At 74.0% G+C, this 20,811-nt stretch carries 21 protein-coding genes; 5 read left to right on the forward strand and 16 right to left on the reverse strand.

The genetic code is table 11. From position 1 onward, the window contains the following. The 3 genes from AB0K34_RS35140 to mraZ form a co-directional block, all read right to left on the reverse strand. On the reverse strand, window positions 1-686 hold a 686-nt coding region (locus AB0K34_RS35140), incomplete at its 3' end, for a hypothetical protein (RefSeq protein ID WP_364553187.1). Continuing rightward, complete coding sequence (gene rsmH, locus AB0K34_RS35145; RefSeq protein ID WP_364553188.1) at window positions 683-1,699, reverse strand: 16S rRNA (cytosine(1402)-N(4))-methyltransferase RsmH; 1,017 nt, start codon at window positions 1,697-1,699, stop codon at window positions 683-685. The genes rsmH and AB0K34_RS35140, both read right to left, overlap by 4 nt. A 247-nt stretch (window positions 1,700-1,946) precedes the next feature. After that, window positions 1,947-2,378, reverse strand: coding sequence for a division/cell wall cluster transcriptional repressor MraZ (gene mraZ, locus AB0K34_RS35150; protein WP_089324294.1), 432 nt, complete (start codon window positions 2,376-2,378; stop codon window positions 1,947-1,949). Window positions 2,379-2,750: 372 nt separating this feature from the next. On the opposite strand from mraZ, the gene AB0K34_RS35155 reads away from it, so the two are divergent. The 3 genes from AB0K34_RS35155 to AB0K34_RS35165 are packed head-to-tail and all read left to right on the forward strand — an operon-like array spanning window position 2,751 to window position 7,534. Continuing rightward, window positions 2,751-3,797 (forward strand): MoxR family ATPase, encoded by a 1,047-nt coding sequence (locus tag AB0K34_RS35155; RefSeq protein WP_364553190.1) that lies wholly within the window; start codon window positions 2,751-2,753, stop codon window positions 3,795-3,797. A gap of 3 nt (window positions 3,798-3,800) precedes the next feature. Next, entirely contained in the window at window positions 3,801-5,060 is a 1,260-nt protein-coding gene (locus tag AB0K34_RS35160; RefSeq protein ID WP_364553191.1) for a DUF58 domain-containing protein, read from the forward strand. Further along, on the forward strand, window positions 5,057-7,534 hold the full coding sequence (locus tag AB0K34_RS35165) for a DUF3488 and transglutaminase-like domain-containing protein (RefSeq protein ID WP_364553192.1): 2,478 nt from the start codon (window positions 5,057-5,059) through the stop codon (window positions 7,532-7,534). The genes AB0K34_RS35160 and AB0K34_RS35165 overlap by 4 nt, the downstream gene beginning before the upstream one ends. 324 nt (window positions 7,535-7,858) lie before the next feature. On the opposite strand, the gene AB0K34_RS35170 is transcribed toward AB0K34_RS35165, so the two are convergent. The 6 genes from AB0K34_RS35170 to AB0K34_RS35195 all read right to left on the reverse strand — a co-directional run bounded on the left by AB0K34_RS35170 (window position 7,859) and on the right by AB0K34_RS35195 (window position 12,964). Next, complete coding sequence (locus AB0K34_RS35170; protein WP_138642134.1) at window positions 7,859-8,254, reverse strand: DUF3040 domain-containing protein; 396 nt, start codon at window positions 8,252-8,254, stop codon at window positions 7,859-7,861. A gap of 147 nt (window positions 8,255-8,401) precedes the next feature. Next, window positions 8,402-9,667 carry a DNA polymerase IV gene (locus tag AB0K34_RS35175; RefSeq protein WP_301177584.1) on the reverse strand — a complete coding sequence of 422 codons (1,266 nt, stop codon included), beginning with the start codon at window positions 9,665-9,667 and terminating at the stop codon, window positions 8,402-8,404. 2 nt (window positions 9,668-9,669) lie between these two features. Beyond that, entirely contained in the window at window positions 9,670-10,455 is a 786-nt protein-coding gene (locus tag AB0K34_RS35180) for a methyltransferase domain-containing protein (RefSeq protein ID WP_364553193.1), read from the reverse strand. A 409-nt stretch (window positions 10,456-10,864) separates the two neighbouring features. Then, on the reverse strand, window positions 10,865-11,281 hold the full coding sequence (gene nusB / locus AB0K34_RS35185) for a transcription antitermination factor NusB (RefSeq protein WP_138639338.1): 417 nt from the start codon (window positions 11,279-11,281) through the stop codon (window positions 10,865-10,867). 1 nt (window position 11,282) lies between these two features. Further along, window positions 11,283-11,840, reverse strand: a complete 558-nt coding sequence (gene efp, locus AB0K34_RS35190; protein WP_138639337.1) for an elongation factor P — start codon at window positions 11,838-11,840, stop codon at window positions 11,283-11,285. A gap of 32 nt (window positions 11,841-11,872) precedes the next feature. Continuing rightward, complete coding sequence (locus tag AB0K34_RS35195; RefSeq protein WP_301177583.1) at window positions 11,873-12,964, reverse strand: aminopeptidase P family protein; 1,092 nt, start codon at window positions 12,962-12,964, stop codon at window positions 11,873-11,875. Window positions 12,965-13,116: 152 nt separating this feature from the next. On the opposite strand from AB0K34_RS35195, the gene AB0K34_RS35200 reads away from it, so the two are divergent. Continuing rightward, on the forward strand, window positions 13,117-14,595 hold the full coding sequence (locus tag AB0K34_RS35200; RefSeq protein WP_301177582.1) for a flavin monoamine oxidase family protein: 1,479 nt from the start codon (window positions 13,117-13,119) through the stop codon (window positions 14,593-14,595). Between the two features lie 39 nt (window positions 14,596-14,634). Here AB0K34_RS35200 and AB0K34_RS35205 read toward each other — a convergent pair whose 3' ends face one another. The 3 genes from AB0K34_RS35205 to AB0K34_RS35215 form a co-directional block, all read right to left on the reverse strand. Continuing rightward, window positions 14,635-15,681 carry an LLM class F420-dependent oxidoreductase gene (locus AB0K34_RS35205; RefSeq protein WP_301177581.1) on the reverse strand — a complete coding sequence of 349 codons (1,047 nt, stop codon included), beginning with the start codon at window positions 15,679-15,681 and terminating at the stop codon, window positions 14,635-14,637. 62 nt (window positions 15,682-15,743) lie between these two features. After that, a complete protein-coding gene (locus AB0K34_RS35210) occupies window positions 15,744-16,409 on the reverse strand; it encodes an enoyl-CoA hydratase-related protein (protein ID WP_301177580.1) in 666 nt (221 codons plus the stop codon). A gap of 32 nt (window positions 16,410-16,441) precedes the next feature. After that, window positions 16,442-16,888 carry a PaaI family thioesterase gene (locus AB0K34_RS35215; protein WP_301177579.1) on the reverse strand — a complete coding sequence of 149 codons (447 nt, stop codon included), beginning with the start codon at window positions 16,886-16,888 and terminating at the stop codon, window positions 16,442-16,444. Between the two features lie 97 nt (window positions 16,889-16,985). Between AB0K34_RS35215 and AB0K34_RS35220 the strand changes: the two genes are divergently transcribed. After that, complete coding sequence (locus AB0K34_RS35220; RefSeq protein WP_301177578.1) at window positions 16,986-17,561, forward strand: TetR/AcrR family transcriptional regulator; 576 nt, start codon at window positions 16,986-16,988, stop codon at window positions 17,559-17,561. Here the strand turns inward: AB0K34_RS35220 and aroQ are convergent. From aroQ to aroC, 4 genes are read right to left on the reverse strand one after another with little or no spacing between them, the layout of a single operon-like run. Beyond that, window positions 17,558-18,001, reverse strand: a complete 444-nt coding sequence (gene aroQ / locus AB0K34_RS35225; protein ID WP_138639330.1) for a type II 3-dehydroquinate dehydratase — start codon at window positions 17,999-18,001, stop codon at window positions 17,558-17,560. The two genes, AB0K34_RS35220 and aroQ, sit on opposite strands and share 4 nt — an antisense overlap. Next, window positions 17,998-19,071 carry a 3-dehydroquinate synthase gene (aroB, locus tag AB0K34_RS35230; protein ID WP_301177577.1) on the reverse strand — a complete coding sequence of 358 codons (1,074 nt, stop codon included), beginning with the start codon at window positions 19,069-19,071 and terminating at the stop codon, window positions 17,998-18,000. Before aroB ends, aroQ begins: the two co-directional genes overlap by 4 nt. Continuing rightward, window positions 19,068-19,574, reverse strand: a complete 507-nt coding sequence (locus AB0K34_RS35235) for a shikimate kinase (RefSeq protein ID WP_301177576.1) — start codon at window positions 19,572-19,574, stop codon at window positions 19,068-19,070. The genes aroB and AB0K34_RS35235 overlap by 4 nt, the downstream gene beginning before the upstream one ends. 8 nt (window positions 19,575-19,582) lie before the next feature. After that, window positions 19,583-20,761, reverse strand: coding sequence for a chorismate synthase (gene aroC / locus AB0K34_RS35240; protein ID WP_364553196.1), 1,179 nt, complete (start codon window positions 20,759-20,761; stop codon window positions 19,583-19,585). Window positions 20,762-20,811: the final 50 nt, after the last annotated feature.

Genomic DNA, 20,811 nt, shown 5'->3' on the forward strand with positions numbered 1-20,811 from the left:
GCGCCGGTGTCGGCCGGCGGCCGCACGCCGTCGCCGGGCACCACGGTGCCGGGGACGCCGAGCACGCCCGCGGCGCCCGCCGACGCGGCGGCCGCCTGCGGGACGGGCCGGATCTTCCCGGCGCCGGGCCGGCCGGTCTCGGTGTCGAAGAAGGCCGGGTCCTCGGCCTCCTTCATGCCGAGCGCCCTGGCCTTGCGCGCCAGCCCCGCCGGCGAGCCCTCGCGGGCGATCTCCTCCTCGTACGCCTGGCGCTGCTGCTCCAGCTGCTTGTTGCTCTGCTGGAGCCGCGTCAGGGTGAACGCGTCCTTGGCGAGGACGGTGTTGAGCAGCAGCAGGCTCACCAGCGCGCCGCCGAGCAGCCCGACGATGAGCAGCACGAACGGCGCGCGCGGCGCGGGCCGTCCGGCCGCGGCCGGACGTGCCCGGACCGCCGCCTTCGCCTTCCCGCCGCCCGCCGCCTTCGCGGGCGCGGCGGCCGTGCCCTTGCCCGCCGCGGTCTTGGCCGGAGCCTTGCCCGCGGCCTTGGCCGGGGCCTTGGCCTCCGTCTTCGGCGCGGCCGCGGCGGGAGCCTTCGGCGGGGCCTTGGGCGGGGCCGTCGCCGTCGCGCCCCGCGCCGCGGGCCCCGGCGCCGCCGTCCTCTTCTTCTTCGGCGCCTTGGTCGGCGGGCGCCTGCTCGTCGTCGTCATGTCGCCTCCCGGACCCGCTCCGCGGCGCGCAGCCGCACCGATCCGGCCCGTGGGTTGGTCGTGGTCTCCGCGTCGGACGGCAGCTCGGCCCCGCGCGTCAGGAGCCGGAACCTCGGCTCGTGCTCGGGCAGCGGGACGGGCAGGTCCGGCGGGGTGGTGTCGGCCGCCTGGGCGGCGAGGACCTGCTTGGTGATGCGGTCCTCGAGGGAGTGGTAGGACAGGACGGCGACCCGGCCCCCGACCGGGAGCGCGTCCAGTGCGGCGGGCAGGGCCCGGCGCCAGCTGTCGAGTTCGCCGTTCACCTCGATGCGCAGCGCCTGGAAGGTGCGCTTGGCCGGGTTGCCGCCGGTGCGGCGGGTCGCGGCCGGGATGGCGGTGCGGACGAGGTCGGCGAGCCGGCGGGTGGAGGCCAGCGGGGCGCGCTCGCGCTCGCGGACGATGGCCGAGGCGATCCGCTGGGCGAACCGCTCCTCGCCGTACTCGCGCAGGATGCGGGCGAGCTCGGCGGGCGGGTAGCCGTTGACGACCTCGGCGGCGGTGAGGCGCTGGGTGCGGTCCATCCGCATGTCGAGCGGCGCGTCGTAGGAGTAGGCGAAGCCGCGGTCGGCCTCGTCGAGCTGCGGGGAGGACACCCCGAGGTCGAACAGGACGGCGTCCACCGCGCGCACGCCGGTCCGGCGCAGCACCGCCGGAATCTCGTCGTAGACGGCGTGCTCCAGCGTGACCCGGTCGCCGAACGGCGCGAGCCGGCGGGCGGAGCGCTCCAGCGCGAGGGTGTCGCGGTCGAGGCCGATCAGCCGCAGCCGCGGCACGGCGCGCAGCATCGCCTCGGCGTGGCCGCCCATGCCGAGCGTGGCGTCCAGGTAGACGGGGTCGCGGCCCGTCACCGCCTCGGCGGCGGGGACGAGGAGCTCGAGGATGCGGCCGAGCATCACCGGCACGTGGCCGCTGCCGGCCCCCCGGTCGCCGGCGGGCACGCCGGCCTCCTCGGACGCGTGGTCGCCCACGTCCATGGTTCACCCCCCTGTACTGCCACTTCGCTCGCGGACTGCGTGGCATCGCCGGACCTGACCGTTCCGCGCCCCCGGCGGCGGCCTCGCCCGGCCAGGTCCCCATCCGCTGCCCTAGAGGAAGATCACCGCGTTTCCGCGGGGGGTCGCCGTCTGGCACCGGGGAAGCTGCGCCAGCTGGCTCGGAGAGCGGCTGGAGACCTGGCCGAACGTGGGCCATAGCCGGTCAACGGACCGACGAGTCATTCGCTCAGAGGATCCCTGGCAACACCTCCTCCGAGACGTCGGAGAACGTCTGCTCCTCCTGCTCCAGGTAGGTCTCCCATGCCTGGGCGTCCCAGATCTCCAGGCGCGTGTTGGCCCCGATGACCGCGCAGTCGCGGGTGAGCCCCGCGTACTTGCGCAGGGGAGGAGGAATCGTGACGCGGCCCTGCTTGTCCGGTACCTCGTCGGAGGCACTGGCGAAGAAGACCCGGCTGTAGCTCCGGACCGCCTTCTCCGTGACCGGCGCGGCACGCAGAGCCTCGGTAATCCGCTGGAACTCCGCCATGGGGAAGACGTACAGGCAGCGTTCCTGGCCCTTCGTGATCACCAATCCCCCCGACAGCTCCTCGCGGTACTTCGCCGGCAGGAACAGCCGTCCCTTGTCGTCGAGGCGCGGTGAATGGGTGCCGAGGAACACCGGCCCCACCTCCCGCGCCGCATGGGGTGCTACCGCCCCCACGGCGCCCCACTCTACTCCACTCTTCCCCACCGTCAACAAGAAAAACACCTCCCACGGACGAATTCCGCGCGCGAAACCGCAGGTCAGAGAGGGTGGTGTGAGGTGGAGCCCGCCAGCGCCCCCACCGCGCGCCGGACCGGCCGCGGGCACCCGTCGCCGCGGTTCCGGGCGCCGCGGGGCGCGGTGGATGATCGTGGTGGAGCGAAGTGGCGGACGGCGACCGGCGTGCGCTGTCCGCCCCGTGCAGCACAATGGGCTCGCGTTCCCCATGAACATCGCGGCGGGCGTTCCGACGACGTACTGTCGGGTGGGACGGCTGAGGAGGGTTTGGTGGCAGTAGGCACGCACGGAGAGTCGTTCATGGAGACCGACCCACCGGCTCCCCACCCGGCCCGGCGGCGCGCCTCGGGAGGCGAGGGGTCCGGCCGCGGGCTCGACGGGCTCGCCCATGTCGCGAACAAGATCCGGGACGCGGTGGAGTCGGTCATCGAGGGCAAGCCCTCGGTGGTGCGGCTCGCGCTCACGGTGCTGCTGGCGGAGGGGCACCTGCTGATCGAGGACGTGCCCGGGGTCGGCAAGACGATGCTGGCCAAGGCGCTCGCGCGCTCGGTCGACTGCTCGGTGCGGCGCGTCCAGTTCACCCCGGACCTGCTGCCCAGCGACATCACCGGGGTCAGCGCCTACAACCAGGAGCTGCGCGAGTTCGAGTTCAAGCCGGGCCCGGTGTTCGCCAACATCGTGGTCGGCGACGAGATCAACCGGGCGTCCCCGAAGACGCAGTCGGCGCTGCTGGAGTGCATGGAGGAGCGGCAGGTCACGGTGGACGGCACCACCTACGCGCTGGAGCCGCCGTTCATGGTGATCTCCACGCAGAACCCGGTGGAGATGGAGGGCACCTACCCGCTGCCGGAGGCGCAGCGCGACCGGTTCACCGCCCGCATCTCGATGGGGTACCCCGACGCCGCCGCCGAGATGGAGATGCTCGACACGCACGGCCAGGCGTCCCCGCTCGACCGGCTCGCCCCGGTCGCGCACGCCGCCGACGTCCGCGACCTCATCGAGGTGGTGCGGCGCCAGCACGTCGCGCCGGCCGTGCGGCAGTACGCGATCGACCTCGTCTCCGCCACCCGCAAGCACCCCGAGCTGCGGCTCGGCGCGTCCCCCCGGGCGACGCTGCACCTGGTGCGGGCGGCGCGCGCGTACGCGGCGCTCGACGACCGCGACTACGTCGTCCCCGACGACGTCCAGGATCTCGCCGTCCCCGTCCTCGCGCACCGGCTGCTGCCGACGCCGGAGGCGCAGGTGGAGCGGCGCCGCCCCGAGCAGGTCGTCGCCGAACTGGTGAAGCGGCTGCCGGTGCCCTCCCCCGGGAAGTGACCGGTGCGACGCGCGCTCGCCGGCCTCACCACGCGCGGGCGGTCCTTCGTGGCCGCCGGCGCGACCGCGATCGTGTGCGCGGTCGTCCTCGGCGAGCGCGACCTGCTGCGGGCCGGGGTGCTCGTGCTGGTGCTGCCGCTGCTGTGCATGCTCGCCGTGTCGCGGACGCGGTACCGGCTCGCGTGCGCGCGGCGGCTGGAGCCGGCGCGGCTGCCGGTCGGCCGGGAGTCCCGCGTCGACCTGCGGCTGGAGAACGTGTCGCGGCTGCCGAGCGGGCTGCTGATGGTGGAGGACCGGGTCCCCTACGCGCTCGGCGGCCGGGCCCGGTTCGTGCTGGAGCGGATCGAGCCGCACGGCTCCCGGCAGCTCGGCTACCGGATCCGCTCGGACGTGCGCGGGCGCTACCGCGTCGGGCCGCTGACGGTCCGGCTCGCCGACCCGTTCGGGATGGTGGAGCTGGTGCGCTCGTTCAGCCTGTCCGACACCCTCACCGTGACGCCCGCGATCGTCCCGCTGCCGCACAGCCGGCTGTCGGGCGCCTGGACGGGCGGCGGCGACAGCGTCGCCCGCGCGGTCTCCGCCGCCGGTGAGGACGACGCCGCCCCGCGCGAGTACCGGCACGGCGACGACCTGCGCCGCGTGCACTGGCGGTCCACCGCCCGGCACGGCGAGCTGATGGTCCGGCGCGAGGAGCAGCACTTCCAGAGCAGCGGGACGCTGTTCCTCGACACCCGCCGCACCGCGCACTGGGGCGAGGGGCTGAGCGGCACGTTCGAGCAGGCCGTGTCGGCGACCGCGTCGATCGGCGTGCACCTCGTCCGCACCGGGATGAGCCTGCGGTACGTCACCGACGCCGGTGAGGCGCTGCCGGCCGCGCCGTCCGAGGGCGCGTTCGAGGGGCTGCTGCTCGACGCGCTCGCCGTGGCGCACCGGTCCAAGGGCGGGTCGCTGTCGGCGGGCCTGACCGCGCTGCGCGGCGGCGGCCGGGAGGGCGAGGGCCTGGTGGTCGCCGTGTTCGGCACGCTGACCGCCGCGGAGGCCCGCTCGGTCGCCGAGGTGCGGGGCGGCACCGGCACGCGCGTCGCGGTGCTGGTCGGCGGCGGGCCCGCCGCTCCGGCGGACGGCGCGGCCCCGGACGCGGCGGCGGGGCTGCTGCGCGCGGCGGGCTGGCGCGTGCTGCCCGTCCGGACCGCCGCCGAGCTCGCACAGGCGTGGACGACCGCCGGCAAGGCCGGCGAAGACTTCGTCAGGGACGGTGCATGAGGATCCGGATGACGGCCATGGCCGGGCTGGCGACGCTCGCCGGCTCCTTCGGCCTCTACCCGCTGTTCGAGCAGGCCGGCTGGTTCTGGGCTGGGTTCGGCGCGGTGCTCGCGGTCGCCGGCGGCGGGATGCTGTCCCGGCGGCTGCGGCTGCCCGCGCCGATGAACCTCGTGTTCGGGCTGGCCGCGCTGCTGCTCTACCTCGACCTCGTGTACGCCGCCGACAAGGCGTGGCTGGTGTTCGTGCCGTCGCCGGAGTCGCTGCGGCACCTCGGCGACCTCGCCGCGGACGGCTGGCAGGCCGCGAACCGGTACGCGGCACCGGTCCCGCCGCTGCCGGGCATCGCGATGCTGACCGCCGCCGGCATCGGGCTGGTCGCGGCGCTGGTCGACCTGCTCGCCGTCCGGCTGCACCGCACCGCGCCCGCCGGGCTGCCGCTGCTGGCCATGTACAGCGTGCCCGCCGCGGTCCGGGAGGACGGCGTCGGCTGGCTGGCGTTCGGCGCGGGCGCGCTCGGCTTCCTCGGCCTGCTGATGGCCGACGCCCGCGAGAAGGTCGGCGGATGGGGCCGGACGGTCACCACCCACCGGCGGCCCCGCGAGGTCCCGCTGGCCGGCGCCGACCCGGGCCCGGCCGAGGGCGCCGCTCCGCCCGACGCGACGCCGCTGGCGGTGAGCGGCCGCCGGATCGCGGTCGGCGCGGTCGCCGTCGCGGTGCTGCTGCCGGCCGCGGTGCCGGGCCTGGAGCCGCGCGGCATGTTCGGCCTCGGCAACGGCGGCAACGGCGGCACCCGCACCGTCACCACCCCCGACCCCCTCGTCAGCCTGAAGCGGGAACTGACCCGGCTGGACGACTCGGTCGTCCTCACCTACCGGACCGACGACCCCGACGGCCCCGACTACCTGCGCCTGTACGCCCTGGACCGGTTCGACGGCGACCGCTGGACCTACAGCCCCCTGAAGAGCAGCGGCAAGGACAAGGTGGCGGTCGGTCGGGCGCTCCCGCCCCCGCCGGGGCTGACCATGGGCCGGATGCACAAGGTGACCACCCAGGTGCGGGTGCGTCCCGAGGTCAGGAACATGACGTTCCTGCCGGTGCCGTACGCGCCGACCAGCGTGGCGATCAAAGGCGACTGGCGGGTGCACGCCTCGTCGCTGATGGTCTACTCGCTGCGCGACTCGGCGGGCGGCCGCTCCTACACCGTCGAGAGCCTGCGCGCCGACCCGACCAGCGGGCAGCTCGCCGCCGCGGCCGGCTACCCCGACGACATCGTCGCGCACTACACGGCGGTCCCCAAGAACATCCCGCAGGAGGTCAGGCAGCTGGCCGAGCAGGTCACCGCCGGGTCGTCGACCGCGCTCGCGCAGGCCATCCGGCTGCAGAGCTGGTTCACCGTCGACGGCGGGTACACCTACGACCTGTCCGCGCCGGCGCCGCAGCACAGCAACGACCTCGTCGAGTTCCTGCTGCGCGGCAAGCGCGGCTACTGCGAGCAGTACGCCGCGTCGATGGCGCTGCTGGCCCGGATCCTCGGCATCCCGTCCCGCGTCGCGATGGGGTACACGCCGGGCAGCGAGGTCCGGCCGGGCGAATGGGTCGTCCGGTCGCGGGACGCGCACGCCTGGCCGGAGCTGTACTTCCAGGGCACCGGCTGGGTGCGGTTCGAGCCGACGCCGGCCGGCGCCGCCGGGCAGGGCACCGCCGTCGCCCCGTCCTACAGCCAGCCCGCCGTCAGCAGCGGCGGCGGGAGCGACAGCGCGGGCGCGCAGACGCCGGACAGCTCCGCCGCCGCCGGCGAGGCCACCGCGGCGCCCGGCGCGGGCGCCCGCCACCGCAACGACGAGGGCCCCGGCGGCGCCACCACCGCGCAGAACGACGAGGAGGACGGCTCCAGCGCCGTCCCCTGGCTGGCGGGCGCGGCGCTGGTGCTGCTGCTGATGGCCGTCCCGATGACACTGCGGATGATCACCCGCCGCCGCCGCTGGGCCGCGCTGGCCCCGCCGCCGCCCTCGCCACCGCCGCCCGGCGCCCCGCCCCGCCCCCGGACACCGGCGGCGCCGGACCCGGCGGGCGCGGCCCACGCCGCGTGGCGGGAGATGCGCGCCGACGCCCTCGACCACGGGCTCGAATGGCGGGCCAGCGACTCCCCGCGCGCGACCGCGCGCCGCCTCGGCGAACTGCTGGAGCTGGACGGCGCGGACGCGCAGGCCCTCACCCGCATCGCCCGCGCCGAGGAACTGGCCCGCTACTCCAGGTCCCGCTCCCCCGAGCCGGCGGAGCGGCTCCGCGCCGACGTCCGCACCGTCCGGGAGGCGTTCGCCGCGTCCGTGGGCCGCCGCGCCCGCTGGCGCGCCCGCCTCCTGCCCCCGTCGACGATGGCGCAGGCACGCACGACACTCCGCACCGCGGGAGACCGCGTCCTGGACGTCTCCGCCCGCCTGAACGACCTCCCCAACCGCCTACGCCGCAAGTAACCCCGAACACACGAAACCGGCCCTGCACAAGCAGGACCGGAGCACCGCCCCACACCACGCCACAGACGCGGATCAGCTCATCCGTAGAGGCGCCAGCAGACCCCACGAGGGCAGAACAAACCGACGCCTCATCCCGCTACAGACGTCGGCCACTTCACGTCCCGAGGGCGGCCCCAGTCCCCTGCACAAGCAGGAGTGAGTGCCGCCCTCGACTCAACTCCGAACGCCGGTCAACATCACCCCGGGAGCGACTGCCAGACCCCGCACAAACGGGACTGGCCATCGCCCTCGGCTCCGTCGGCGCTCAGCTGCGGACGCCGCCGGTCAGTCGCCTTCGGTGCGGCGGCGCCAGCGTTCTTCCATGCGTTCCATAAAGCCCGCCTTGGCCGGGCGGGCGGTGCGGCCCCCGCCGGGGCGGGCGGGCTCGTTGCCGATGCCCGTCATGCGCTTCCAGCTCGTCAGCGCCCAGACGCAGCAGACCACCATCAGCAGGAAACCCGTCACGCTGATCGCGATGGTGACCGTGCCCTCGTTGATCACGAGGCCGGCCATCAGCGCGCAGACGCCCACGACGAAGCCGAGGGCGGCCTTGACGATCCGGCGCTTGTAGTGGACCTGGGGGTTGGTCGAGCGAACCGCGTGAGCGAACTTCGGATCCTCGGCGTACAGAGCCGATTCGATCTGTTCGAGCATGCGCTGCTCGTGCTCAGAGAGCGGCACGGCACCTCCCAACGACAGCTCCGCGACGGGGTATCCGATGCGGGACGCGAACGTCAACGGTGATATGCCCAGAATACGAGCACTGTCGAGCGTACGAAAGCGAACGGCCCGCCGAGGGCCCGGTGCCGGTCACCCCACCGCCTTCTTTCATTGTCTTCCGTCCCTGCCGTCCCGTCCGTCACCGTCCGCCGCGCGCCGCACCAGCGCGGCGGGGCGGACCGCGCCGCGGCCGAACCGGTGCGCGACCTGGTCCATGGCTCGCTCGGCCTCACGCCAACCGCGTTCCGGCTCGTCGAAGGCGAGCTGACGGGGGGCCTCGCCGGCCGGGCCCAGGTTCTCCACCCGGACGCCGACCAGTCGGAGTCGTACCCGTTCCAGCCCGGCCGCCTCGTACAGCTCGCACGCTGTGACGTAGATCACACGGGCGAGATCGGTCGGCTCGCTCAGCGTCCGCGCCCGGGTGATCGTCTTGAAGCTCGCCATCCGCAGTTTGACGCTGACCGTCCGGCCCGCGTTCCCGCTGGCGCGCAACCGCTCGCCGGTCTTCTCCGCCAGCCGCAGCAGCGACCGGCGGATCACCTCCGGGTCGTCGACGTCGGTGTCGAACGTCTCCTCCGCGCCGATGCTCTTGTCGGGCGTCTCCGGGACGACCTCGCGCGGGTCACGGCCCCAGGCCAGCTCGTGCAGGTGCGCGCCGAGCGCGGTGCCGAGCTCGCGCTGGAGCGTGGGGAGCGGCACCTGGGCGAGCTGCCCGACCGTCCGCAGGCCGAGCCGGACGAGCGTCTGCTCCGTCCGCTCCCCGACGCCCCACAGGGACGCGACGGGCAGCGGGTGCAGGAAGTCGACGGCGCCGTCCGCGGGGACGACGAGCAGCCCGTCCGGCTTGCACCGGGTCGAGGCGAGCTTGGCGATGAACTTGGTGCTCGCGACGCCGACCGAGCAGGTGATGCCCTGCTGGTCGCGCACCTGCTCGCGGATGAGCTGCGCGATCCGCGCGGGACGGCCGAGCCGCCGCCGGGCGCCCGCCACGTCGAGGAACGCCTCGTCCAGCGACAGGCCCTCCACCAGCGGGGTGACCGAGCGGAAGATCTCGAACACGGCGGCGGAGACGCGGGAGTACTTGCCGTGGCTCACCGGCAGCACGACCGCCTGCGGGCACAGCCGCCGCGCGCGCGTCATCGGCATCGCCGAGTGCACCCCGAACGTCCGGGCCTCGTAGGACGCCGCGGACACCACGCCGCGCGGCCCGGCGCCGCCCACGATCACGGGACGCCCCCGCAGCTCGGGCCGTTCGAGCAGCTCGACGCTGACGAAGAACGCGTCCATGTCGACGTGCAGGATGTGGCAGCCGGTGTCGTCGGCGGGCGGCCCCGGCTGCGGACCGGGCCGGTGCAGCTGCTGCTTGCGGCTCACGGCTAGCCGGCCGGCTTGTCGGCCACCAGGTGCAGCTGGGCGGCCAGGTCCCGCAGGACCGGGTGGACGGCCGCGACCGACTCCAGCGCGATCAGCGCGTCGGCGGAGTCGGAGTCGCCGTCCAGCAGGCCGCTCGGCACCAGGTCGGCGAAGATGCGGACGCCGTGCAGCTCGGCGACCCGCAGGTCCGCGCCGCGCACCAGCGCCGACAGGGTCTCCCGGGTGAAGCGGCGGGGCATCCGGTCGCCCTCGCCCCAGCGTCCGGCGGGGTCGGTCAGCACCCGCCGCGCGTCGTCGAAGTGCCCGGCCACGGCGCGGTGCAGCGCCGCGGCGACCTGCCCGGCGACGAGCACGCTGACCGAGCCGCCCGGCCGGACCGCGCCGGTGAGGGCCGCCATCGCCGCGCCGGGGTCGTCGACGTACTCCAGGACGCTGTGGCACAGCACGAGGTCGGCGGCGTCGGGGCCCAGCAGGTCGGGCAGGTCGACGGCGTCGCCCTGCACCGCGCGGACCCGCACCCCGGACTCGGCGGCGCGGCGCTCCAGCGCGGCGAGCGCGTCCGGGTTGGCGTCGACCACGGTGACCCGGTGCCCCAGCTCGGCGAGCGGCACCGCGAACCCGCCGGTGCCGCCGCCGACGTCCACCACGTCGTGCGGCCCGGCCTCGGGGGTGATGCGGTCGAGGACGGTGCGCAGGGCTTCCCACAGGACCGCGCTGCGCACCCGGCCACCGCCCCGCACCCGCTTCTGCTGCCGGCCGGTCACGGCCACTCCCCTAACGTCGCTCATCCCGCCTCAGCCTAGCCGCTGTGTTGCCCTGGGGGGCGACCCCCTGGAACCCCCCCGTCACGAGCCGGTCGATCCTCACACCACGGTTTCTGTCGCTGTGACCGTGCGGGTCTCCTCGTGGCGCTGCGGTCGCCCGGCTCGACGGGCAGGCCCGCTGCGCTCGCCGGCGCTCGCTCCGCGTGCCCGCCCGCGACTGCCGGTTGCGGTTCAGGCGGGGAAAGGCGATTCAGGCTCACTCCACGTTCGAACCTCAGCCACCAGTCACGGGTCGGGCGGCTGGAGGGCGCTCTAGCGCCCGGAGGCCGCCCGGCCCGCCGGGCGGGAGGCTGTTTCGCCGAGACGCGCCAGCGGATCGGGGAAACAGCCTCCCGCCCGTGACGGGGGTTCCAGGGGGTCGCCCCCCTGGGTGTTAAAGACTGAGAGAGGGCTTCAGGTGTTGGAGGCGGGAGAGGAGGCCGTTGACGAAGCGGGGGGATTCGTCGGTGGAGAGTTCGGTGGCGAGGCCGACGGCTTCGCTGACCGCGACGCCGTCGGGGACGTCGTCGACCCACAGGAGTTCGTAGGCGCCCATCCGCAGGATGTTGCGGTCGACGGTGGGCATGCGCTCCAGCGTCCACCCGGTGGCGTAGGTGGCGATCAGTTCGTCGATGCGGTCGCGGTGCTCCTGGACGCCTTCGATGAGGCGGACGGCGTGCGGGTATTCGGCCAGTTCGTCCTGGTTGGGGCGGCCCCGGCCGGCGAGGACGGCCGTCGGCTCCTCCTCGCGCAGTTCCGCCGCGAACAGGATGTCCAGGGCGAGTTTCCGTGCCTTGGTGCGCGCCGCCATCTCAGGCGCGGCCGAGGTACTCGCCGGAGCGGGTGTCGACCTTGACCTTCTCGCCGGTGGTGATGAACAGCGGGACCTGGATCTGCGCGCCGGTCTCCACGGTGGCGGGCTTGCTGCCGCCGGTGGAGCGGTCGCCCTGCAGGCCCGGCTCGGTCTCGGTGATCTCCAGCACGACGGCGGCGGGCAGCTCGACGTAGAGCGGGTTCTCGTTGTTGAAGGCGATCACGGCGTTCTGCTCGGGGAGCAGGTAGTCGGCGGCGGTGCCGACGACGGCCGCGGGGATGTGCGGCTGGTCGTAGGTCTCGGTGTCCATGAAGACGAAGTCCTCGCCCTCGCGGTAGAGGTACTGCATCTCCCGCTTGTCGACGCTCGCCACCTCGACCTTGGTGCCGGCGTTGAAGGTCTTGTCGACGACCTTCCCGGACAGCACGTTCTTGAGCTTGGTGCGGACGAACGCGCCGCCCTTGCCTGGCTTGACGTGCTGGAACTCCAGGACGGTCCAGAGCTGGCCGTCGAGGTTCAGCGTCATGCCGTTCTTCAGGTCGTTCGTCGTCGCCACTGGCTGATTCTCCCGGTCGCGGACCCGCGCGCCTACAGGACGAGCAGGTCCTTCGTCGTTGTGGTGAGGAGCTCGGGGCCGTCCGCGCGGACCACCAGAGTGTCCTCGATGCGGACCCCGCCCCGGCCCGCGAGGTAGACCCCCGGCTCCGCGGTGATCGGAACCCGGTCCAGCAGTTTACCGGTTTGGTCGTACCCCATGAGCGGCGCTTCGTGGATCTCCAGGCCGACGCCGTGCCCGAGGCCGTGGGAGAACGCCTTGCCGTGCCCCGCGTCCGCGATGATCTTACGGGCGGCGGCGTCGACGCCCTTGGTCTCCGCGCCGGGTGCGGCGGCGGCGATCCCGGCCCGCTGCGCCCGGTGGACGAGGTCGTAGAGGTCGCGCTGCCAGCCGGCGGGCTCGCCGATCGCGACGGTGCGGGTCATGTCGGCGTGGTAGCCGCCGTACAGGGCGCCGAAGTCCATGGTGACGAGGTCGCCGGCCTGGAGTTCGCGGCCGCCGGGGTGGTGGTGCGGGACGGCGCCGTTCGGCCCGGACGCGATGATCGACTCGAACGCGGGGCGCTCGGCGCCGAGGTCGACCATGGCCCGTTCGAGGGCGATCGCGACGGCCCGCTCGGTGACGCCGGCGCGGATCTCGGGGAGGACGGTCTCGAAGGCGCGGTCGGTGATGGCGCACGCCTCGCGGAGGAGGCCGATCTCCTCCTCGTCCTTGACCATGCGCAGTTCCTCGACGAGGTGGCCGAGCGGCGCCAGTTCGACCGGCGTGTCGAGCTTGCCGGCCTCATCGCGGAGGGCGGTGTGCTGCTCGACGGTGATGTCGTGGGCCTCGAAGCCGAGCCGGCCGTGGCCGTCCGCGGCGGCCCGCTTGATCAGCGCGGCGGCGACCTGGCGGTCGACGACGACCGGCAGGTCCGGGCAGACCTCGGCGGCCATGCCGGCGTAGCGGCCGTCGGTCGCGAGGACGGCCTCGCCGTCGGCCGGGACGAGCAGCGCCGCGCGGGAGCTGTCGAGGCCGGTCAGGTAGCGGACGTTGACCAGCCGGGTCACCAGCGCGGCGGCCAGGCCGCGGTCGGCGGCGAGCGCGGCGAGCCGGCGCCGCCGCGCGATGTGCGTCTCCCCCATGCCCAGGACTCTAGATGATCGCCGGGGGGCCGTCTCGACGCGGTCACGAAACATGAAGAACCCTCGACTTCGGCTCGAGGTCCGCCCTAGCGTGAGCTGCCGTGTGATCTTCCGTCCCCCCGCTTCTGGACTTCCCCCCAGGAGGGATCCCCTTGACGCGAGTCAGCCGCCGCAGACTCCTCGGCACGGGCGCGCTCACCGCCGCCGGAGCCGTCGCCTCCGCCGCCGCGGCGCCGTCCGCCGCCGCCCGCACCGCCCCCGTCAGCACCGACGTGGTGATCGTCGGGGCCGGCCTGTCCGGTCTCACCGCCGCGCGCGACCTGGCCGCCGCCGGCCGCTCCGTGCTCGTCCTGGAGGCCCGGGAGCGTCCCGGCGGGCGCGTGTACGGGCTGCCGCTCGGCGACGGCACCACCAGCGAGGGCGGCGCCGAGTTCATCGGCCCGACGCAGGACCGCATCGCCGCGCTCGCCAGGGACATGGGCGTCGAGACCTTCAAGACCTACAACGAGGGCAAGAACGTCTACTACCGCAACGGGAAGCGGTCCCTGTACGCCACCGACGGCCTGCTCGGCGCGGTCCCGCCGGACTGGGGCGTGATCGACCTGGAGCTGGCGCTGCTCAAGCTCGGCGGCATGGTCAAGGAGATCCCGGTCGGGGAGCCGTGGAAGGCGGCGAAGGCCGAGGAGTGGGACGCGCAGACCTTCCACACCTGGTCGCGGTCCAACTCGCTGAGCGGCGGCGCCCGGTTCCTGATGGACGCGTTCGCCTCCTCGACGCTGTCGATGCGCTCGCAGGAGATCTCGCTGCTGTACCTGCTGAACTACGCGGCCTCGGCGGGCAACGAGAGCACCCCGGGGACGATCGACCGGCTGATCAACACCAAGGACGGCGCGCAGGAGTCGCGGTTCGTCGGCGGGTCGCAGGAGGTCCCGGTCCGGCTGGCGGCGAGGCTCGGCGACATCGTCCGCTACAACGCGCCGGTGCGGTCGATCGCGACCGGCGCGGACGGCGTCACCGTCACCGCGGACGGCCTCACGGTGTCGGCGAAGCGGGTCGTCGTGGCGATGTCCCCGGCGATCGCCGGGAAGATCGACTACTCGCCGGGGCTGCCCGCGAGCCGGGCGCAGCTGATGCAGCGCTACCCGATGGGCTCGATCGCCAAGTTCGTCGGCGTCTACGACACGCCGTTCTGGCGGGCGGACGGCCTCACCGGGCAGGCCGTCGCCGACAGCGGCGCCATCGACGCGACGTTCGACAACAGCCCGCCGGACGGGTCGCGCGGCATCCTGATGGGCTTCATGAACCAGGCGAACATCCGCAGGCTGGACGGCGCGTCCGCCGACGAGGTCCGGGCCGCGGGGCTCGAATCGTTCACCAGGCTGTTCGGCGACAAGGCGGCCGCTCCGCGGATCACGGCGTTCCAGCGCTGGGACAACGAGATGTGGAGCGGCGGCGGCCCGGTCGGCATCGCCCCGCCCGGCGCCCTGACCGCGTTCGGCCCGGCGCTGCGCGCGCCGTGCGGCCGGATCCACTGGGCGGGCACGGAGACGTCCGACTACTGGACGGGCTACATGGACGGCGCGGTCCGCTCCGGCGAGCGCGTCGCGAGGGAGGTCCACGCGGCGCTGTGACGGCGCGGGGGCGGGCCGGCGGCGGCCCGCCCCGCCCGCTCACACTTCGGCGGCCATCTCCTTGACCTTCTCGATCAGGGCGAGCCGGCCCTTGTGGTCGCCCGCGATCGGGGACACGTTCAGGGTGGTGATCCCGGACTCCTTCATCGCGGCGAGCCGCTCGCGGACGTGCCCCTCGGAGCCGATGAGGGACATCTTCTCCAGCAGCTCCTGCGGGACCTTCGCGGCGGCCTCGTCCTTCTTGCCGTCCAGGTACAGGTCCTGGATCTCCTCGGCCTCCTTCTCGAAGCCGTACCGGCGGGCGAGGTCGTTGTAGAAGTTCTTGCCCTTGGCGCCCATGCCGCCGATGTAGAGCGCCGCCATGGGACGGCCGAACTCCAGGTAGCCCTGCACGTCGTCGCCGATGGCGAGCGCGGCCTGGCCGACGACGTCCAGCTCGCCGAGCGCGGGGTCGCGGCGCGCCTTGCCCGCGGCGAGGGAGGCGCCCCACACGTCGGCGGCCTTCTCCGGCATGTAGAAGATCGGCTCCCAGCCGTTGGCGATCTCGGCGGTCTGCTCGACGTTCTTCGGGCCGATGGCGGCGACCAGGATCGGGATGTCGGCCCGCACCGGGTGGTTGATGAGCTTCAGCGGCTTGCCGAGGCCGGTGCCCCGGTCGGCGGGCAGCGGCAGCGTGTAGTGCTTGCCGTCGTACTGGAGCCGCTCCCGCCGCCACACCTTGCGGCAGATCTCGATGACCTCGCGGGTGCGGCCGAGCGGCGCGGTGTAGGGGACGCCGTGGAAGCCCTCGATGACCTGCGGGCCGGACGCGCCGATGCCGAGCGTGAACCGGCCGTCGGACACGTAGTCCAGCCCGGCGGCGGTCTGCGCCATCGCCGTCGGCGTGCGCGAGTAGATGTTGAGGATGCCGGAGGCGATCTCCAGCCGCTCGGTCTTGGCGGCGATGTAGCCCATCTGGCTCACCGCGTCGAAGCTGTAGGCCTCCGCGATATAGACGATGTCGAGACCGGCCTTCTCGTAGTCGGCCAGCTCCTCGACGGTCTCCTTGAAACCGCCCGAGTAGCTGAGCGCCATCCCGATGCGCATCAGGCATCCTCCCTAACCGAATCCGATTCCAGTCGAACGTAACCTATCCCGCCGCCCGCCGGTCAGGGCAGGGCGGGACCGTGCAGCGCGTCCAGCACCGGCCGGTACAGGTCGGCGCGGATCCGGGCGACCGTCCTGCCGCCGCGGCCCGCCGCCGCGGCCGCGAGCTCCATGGCCGCGGGCAGGACCTCGTCCTCGGCGGCGGTCCGCTGGACGATCCCGGCCGCCCGCGCCTCCTCGGCGGTGTAGCGGCGGCCCGTGAGCATGGCCTCGTGCGCGGTGGCGGTCGGCAGCCGCTCCTTGAGCAGCGCGTTCATGCCGGGCGTGAAGCTCATGCCGAGGTCGACCTCGGGCAGGCAGAAGTAACCGCGGTCGGTGCGCATGAGCACGGTGTCGTGGCAGAGGGCGAGCATGGCGCCGCCGGCGAACGCGTGCCCGTTCACCGCCGCGAACGTCGGCATCGGCAGCTCCAGGACGCGGGCGAACACGCCGTGCACGCGGCCCAGGTACTCCTCGAACTTGTCCTGGTTGGCGCCGAGCCACTCCAGGTCGAGGCCGTTGGAGTAGAACTTGCCGGTGCCCGCGGTGACCAGGGCGCCCGGCCCGTCGTTCTTCGCCACCGTGTCGAGCGCGTCCTCGACCGCGCCGAGGAAGTCGGGGCCGAACCGGTTCTCGCCGGCGTCGAACCGCAGGACGTACACGTCTCCGTCGCGCTGGAGGTCGATCACGTGGCTCTCCTTCATCCGTGCCTGAGCGAACCCTACTCGCGAGTAGGTGCGGGGAAGACCATGCAGGTCGTCGTGCCGTGCGCGACGAGCTTGCCGTCCGCGTTGGTGATGCGACCCTCGGCCGTCGCGACCTTGCGCCCGACGTGCACGGTCGTCCCCTCGCACACCAGCCGGCCGCCCTCCAGCGGCACCGCCCGGACGAAGTTCACCTTGAGCTCCAGCGTCGTGTAGCTCGCACCCTCCGGCAGCGACGTGTGCACCGCGCACCCCATCGCCGAGTCGAGCAGCGTCGACATGATGCCGCCGTGCACCGTCCCGAGGGGGTTGCTGAAGTCGGTGCGCGGCGTGAGGGCGAACACGACCCGTCCGGGCTCCAGGGTCTCGGCGGTCATGCCCAGCAGCGCCCCGATGCCGTATCCCTTCTCCGCGCCCATGGTGAGCAGCTCCTTCAGCTGCTCGAGGCCCGCCGTGCTCGCCATTCCGCTCCCTCGGTAGGACGTCCGTCATAGGAACCATGTTCTATGACGTCCGTCATGGGCAACGCGACCACCATATGATGAATGTCATAATCGAACCATGGGGACCGACAGCCGGGAACGCATGGTGCGCAGCGCCGCCTACCTCTTCCGCGAGCGCGGCTACAGCGGTACCGGCTTCCGCGACGTCATCGCGCACAGCGGCGCCCCGCGCGGGTCGATCTACCACCACTTCCCGGACGGCAAGGCGCAGCTCGCCGAGGAGGCCGTCCGCTACGCCGGCGAGTTCCTCAACGCCGGCATCCTCGCCGCCACCGAGGGCGGCGACGCCGCGTCCGCCGTGGACGCCTTCGTCGGCTGGTGGCGTCAGGTCCTGGTCAAGAGCGAGTTCCGGGCCGGCTGCCCCGTCGTCGCGGTCACCGTGGAGGCCCACGACGACGCCCCGCAGCTCGCGAAGGCCGCCGCCGCGGTGTTCGGCCGCTGGCAGGACACCCTCGCCACCGGCCTCGGCAACGCCGGCGTCCCCGACGACCGCGCCGCCCGCCTGGCCCGCCTCATCGTCGCCGCCGTCGAGGGCGCGACCATCCTGTGCCGCGCCCACCGCGACGTCGCCCCGCTGGACGACGTGGTCGCCGAGCTCAAGGACATGACCCGGCAGGCCGTCCGCGAGGACTAGCGGTTCTCGGCGAGGAGTTCGGCGACGGCCTGGAGGGCCAGGACGTAGGACATGGGGCCGAAGCCCGCGATGGTGCCGGTGGCGACGCCGGCGACGACGGAGGTGTGGCGGAACTCCTCGCGGGTCGCCGGGTTGGTGATGTGGACCTCGACGAGCGGGGCGGTGCGCTGGGCGAGGGCGTCGCGCAGCGAGTAGGAGTAGTGCGTGAACGCGGCCGGGTTCAGCACGATGGGGACGCGCTCGTCGGCGGCCTCGTGCACCCAGCGGACCAGCTCGGCCTCGTCGTCGGTCTGCCGGACCTCCACGCTCAGGTCGAGGCGGCGGCCGGCGTCGCGGCACAGGGCGGTGAGGTCGTCGAAGCTCGTCGTGCCGTAGGTGTCGGGCTCGCGGACGCCGAGCCGGCGCAGGTTCGGGCCGTTCAGGACGAGCACGCGGGTCATGGGGTGATCTCCCGGTAGGCGGCGGCGAGCAGCTCCTCGTCCGGGCCCTCGAGGCGGCCCGGCCGCCCGATGCCGTCCAGGACGACGAAGCGGAGCGTCCTCCCGCGCGACTTCTTGTCGATGGTCATGGTGGCGCGCAGGCCGGGCCAGTCGGCGGCGTAGGAGACGGGCAGGCCGACGGAGGCGAGGACGTCGCGGTGCCGCCGGACGTCCCCGGCGGGCAGCCGGCCGGCGAGCCGGGCGAGCTCGGCGGCGTAGACCATGCCGATCGCGACGGCGTGGCCGTGCCGGAACCGGTACTCCTCGGCCTTCTCGATGGCGTGCGCGAGGGTGTGGCCGTAGTTGAGGATCTCGCGGAGGCCGCTCTCCCTGAGGTCGGCCGAGACGACGTCGGCCTTGACCTTGATCGCGCGTTCGACGAGCTCACGGGTGTGCGGGCCGTCGGGGGACGCGGCGCCCTTCGGGTCGTCCTCGACGAGGGCGAGGATCGCGGGGTCGGCGATGAACCCGGCCTTGATGATCTCGGCGAGGCCGCTGATGTAGTCCTCGTGCGGCATCGTCACCAGCGTGGCGAGGTCGCACAGGACGCCGGCGGGCGGATGGAACGCGCCGACGAGGTTCTTGCCCTCGGGGATGTTGATGCCGGTCTTGCCGCCGACCGCCGCGTCCACCATGCCGAGCAGCGTGGTCGGGACGAGCACCGCCCGCACCCCGCGCAGCCACGACGCCGCCGCGAACCCGGCGAGGTCGGTGGTGGCGCCGCCGCCGACGCCGACGACGACGTCGGTGCGGGTCATGCCGAGGCGGGCGAAGGACGACCAGAGCCCGGCGAGCACGCCGACCTCCTTGGCGGCCTCCCCGTCGGGGACGGGCAGCGCGTGGACGGCGTACCCGGCCTGTTCGAGGGCGCCGGCGACGGGGCGGGCGATCTCCGGGAGCCCCTCGGCGTGCACGACGGCGACGGTGCGGGCGCGGTCGCCGACCATCGCGGGCAGCTCGCTGAGGACGCCCGTCCCGATGACGACGTCGTACGGGTCGGGCCCGCCGACGTGCACCCGCCCCGGCGTCACGCGTCCTCCAGGCCCTTGGCGATCTCTTCGACGATCTCGGCGGGCTCGCGGCCGTCGGTGTCGACGGTGACCGTGCCGAGGCGCTCGTAGATCGGGAGGCGCTCCGCCAGCAGCTTGCGCATCTGGCTGCGCGGGTTCAGCACGAGCAGCGGGCGGGCGGACGCGAGGCCGACCCGCTTGATCGCCTCGGACAGCCCGACCTTCAGGTAGACGACGGTGTGCCCGCCGAGCAGCTCCTGGGTCTCGGCGGCCAGGACGGCGCCGCCGCCGAGCGCGACGACGCCCGGGTGCTCGGCGAGGGCGGCGGCGACGGCGGCGCGCTCCAGCTCGCGGAAGCGGTCCTCGCCGTCGTCGATGAAGATCTCGCCGATCGGCTTGCCCGCCGCGGCCTCGACGTCGGCGTCGGTGTCGCGCAGCGCGACGCCGAGCCGGTCGGCGAGCGCGCCGCCGATCGTGGTCTTGCCCGAGCCGGGCGGCCCGATGATGACTGCCTTCGGTCGCATGGTCCCGCTCACTTGATCGTCAGGGCGGACAGGTAGCCGCGCAGGTTGCGGGCGGTCTCCTCGGCGGAGTCGCCGCCGAACTTCTCCAGCGCGGCGTCGGCGAGGACGAGCGCGACCATCGCCTCGGCGACGACCCCGGCGGCCGGGACCGCGGTGACGTCGCTGCGCTGGTTGATGGCCTTGGCGGGCTCGCCGGTCTTGACGTCGATGGTGTCGAGGCGCCGGGGGACGGTCGAGATCGGCTTCATCGCGGCGCGCACCCGCAGCACCTCGCCGGTCGTCATGCCGCCCTCGACGCCGCCCGCGCGGTTCGTCCGGCGGCGGACGCCCTCGGGGGTGCCGTCGATCTCGTCGTGCGCGCGGGACCCGGGCCGCCGGGCGGTGGTGAACCCGTCGCCGAGCTCCACGCCCTTGATCGCCTGGATGCCCATCAGGATCCCGGCGAGCCGGGAGTCGAGCCGGCGGTCCCAGTGGACGTGGCTGCCGAGGCCGGGCGGCAGCCCGTAGGCGAGGACCTCGACGACGCCGCCGAGGGTGTCGCCGGCCTTCTTCGTCTCGTCGATGTGCGCGACCATCGCCGCGGAGGCGCCGGCGTCGAAGCAGCGGACGGGGCTCTCGTCCACCCGGGCGAGGTCGCCGGGGCCGGGCAGGACGCCGGCGGGCGCCTCGACCTCGCCGAGCGCGATCACGTGGCTGAGGACGTCCACGCCGAGGGCCTGCTTGAGGAACGCCTTGGCGACGGTCCCGAGCGCGACGCGGGCGGCGGTCTCCCGGGCGCTCGCCCGCTCCAGCACGGGACGGGCGTCGTCGAAGCCGTACTTCTGCATGCCGACGAGGTCGGCGTGGCCGGGCCGGGGCTGCGACAGCGGCGCGTTGCGCGCCTGGGCGGCGAGGACGTCGGCGTCGACGGGGTCGGCCGACATGACCGTCTCCCATTTGGGCCACTCGGTGTTGCCGACCTCGATCGCGACCGGCCCGCCGAGCGTCACCCCGTGCCGGACGCCGCCGAGGATCGTCACCTCGTCCTGCTCGAACTTCATCCGGGCGCCCCGCCCGTGCCCGAGCCGGCGGCGGCGCAGTTCCTCGGCGATGTCCCCCGAGGTCACGCGCACACCGGCCGGCAGCCCCTCCACGATCGCGGTCAGGGCCGGGCCGTGGGACTCCCCCGCGGTCAACCAGCGCAGCATGGCCCCGATCCTATTGACTCCGCGCGCCCGCCCGTGACGGCGTCCACCAT

This window comes from Actinomadura sp. NPDC049382 (assembly GCF_040677125.1).
Taxonomy (GTDB): Bacteria; Actinomycetota; Actinomycetes; order Streptosporangiales; family Streptosporangiaceae; genus Spirillospora; species Spirillospora geliboluensis.

What these genes read in the sequence shown, in the direction of transcription:
- rsmH (WP_364553188.1), bottom strand. Translation starts at nt 1,699, where the DNA reads ATGGACGTGGGCGACCACGCGTCCGAGGAGGCCGGCGTGCCCGCCGGC.
- AB0K34_RS35165 (WP_364553192.1), top strand. Translation starts at nt 5,057, where the DNA reads ATGAGGATCCGGATGACGGCCATGGCCGGGCTGGCGACGCTCGCCGGC.
- AB0K34_RS35180 (WP_364553193.1), bottom strand. Translation starts at nt 10,455, where the DNA reads ATGAGCGACGTTAGGGGAGTGGCCGTGACCGGCCGGCAGCAGAAGCGG.
- nusB (WP_138639338.1), bottom strand. Translation starts at nt 11,281, where the DNA reads ATGGCGGCGCGCACCAAGGCACGGAAACTCGCCCTGGACATCCTGTTC.
- AB0K34_RS35195 (WP_301177583.1), bottom strand. Translation starts at nt 12,964, where the DNA reads ATGGGGGAGACGCACATCGCGCGGCGGCGCCGGCTCGCCGCGCTCGCC.
- AB0K34_RS35205 (WP_301177581.1), bottom strand. Translation starts at nt 15,681, where the DNA reads ATGCGCATCGGGATGGCGCTCAGCTACTCGGGCGGTTTCAAGGAGACC.
- AB0K34_RS35215 (WP_301177579.1), bottom strand. Translation starts at nt 16,888, where the DNA reads ATGGCGAGCACGGCGGGCCTCGAGCAGCTGAAGGAGCTGCTCACCATG.
- AB0K34_RS35220 (WP_301177578.1), top strand. Translation starts at nt 16,986, where the DNA reads ATGGGGACCGACAGCCGGGAACGCATGGTGCGCAGCGCCGCCTACCTC.
- aroQ (WP_138639330.1), bottom strand. Translation starts at nt 18,001, where the DNA reads ATGACCCGCGTGCTCGTCCTGAACGGCCCGAACCTGCGCCGGCTCGGC.
- AB0K34_RS35235 (WP_301177576.1), bottom strand. Translation starts at nt 19,574, where the DNA reads ATGCGACCGAAGGCAGTCATCATCGGGCCGCCCGGCTCGGGCAAGACC.
- aroC (WP_364553196.1), bottom strand. Translation starts at nt 20,761, where the DNA reads ATGCTGCGCTGGTTGACCGCGGGGGAGTCCCACGGCCCGGCCCTGACC.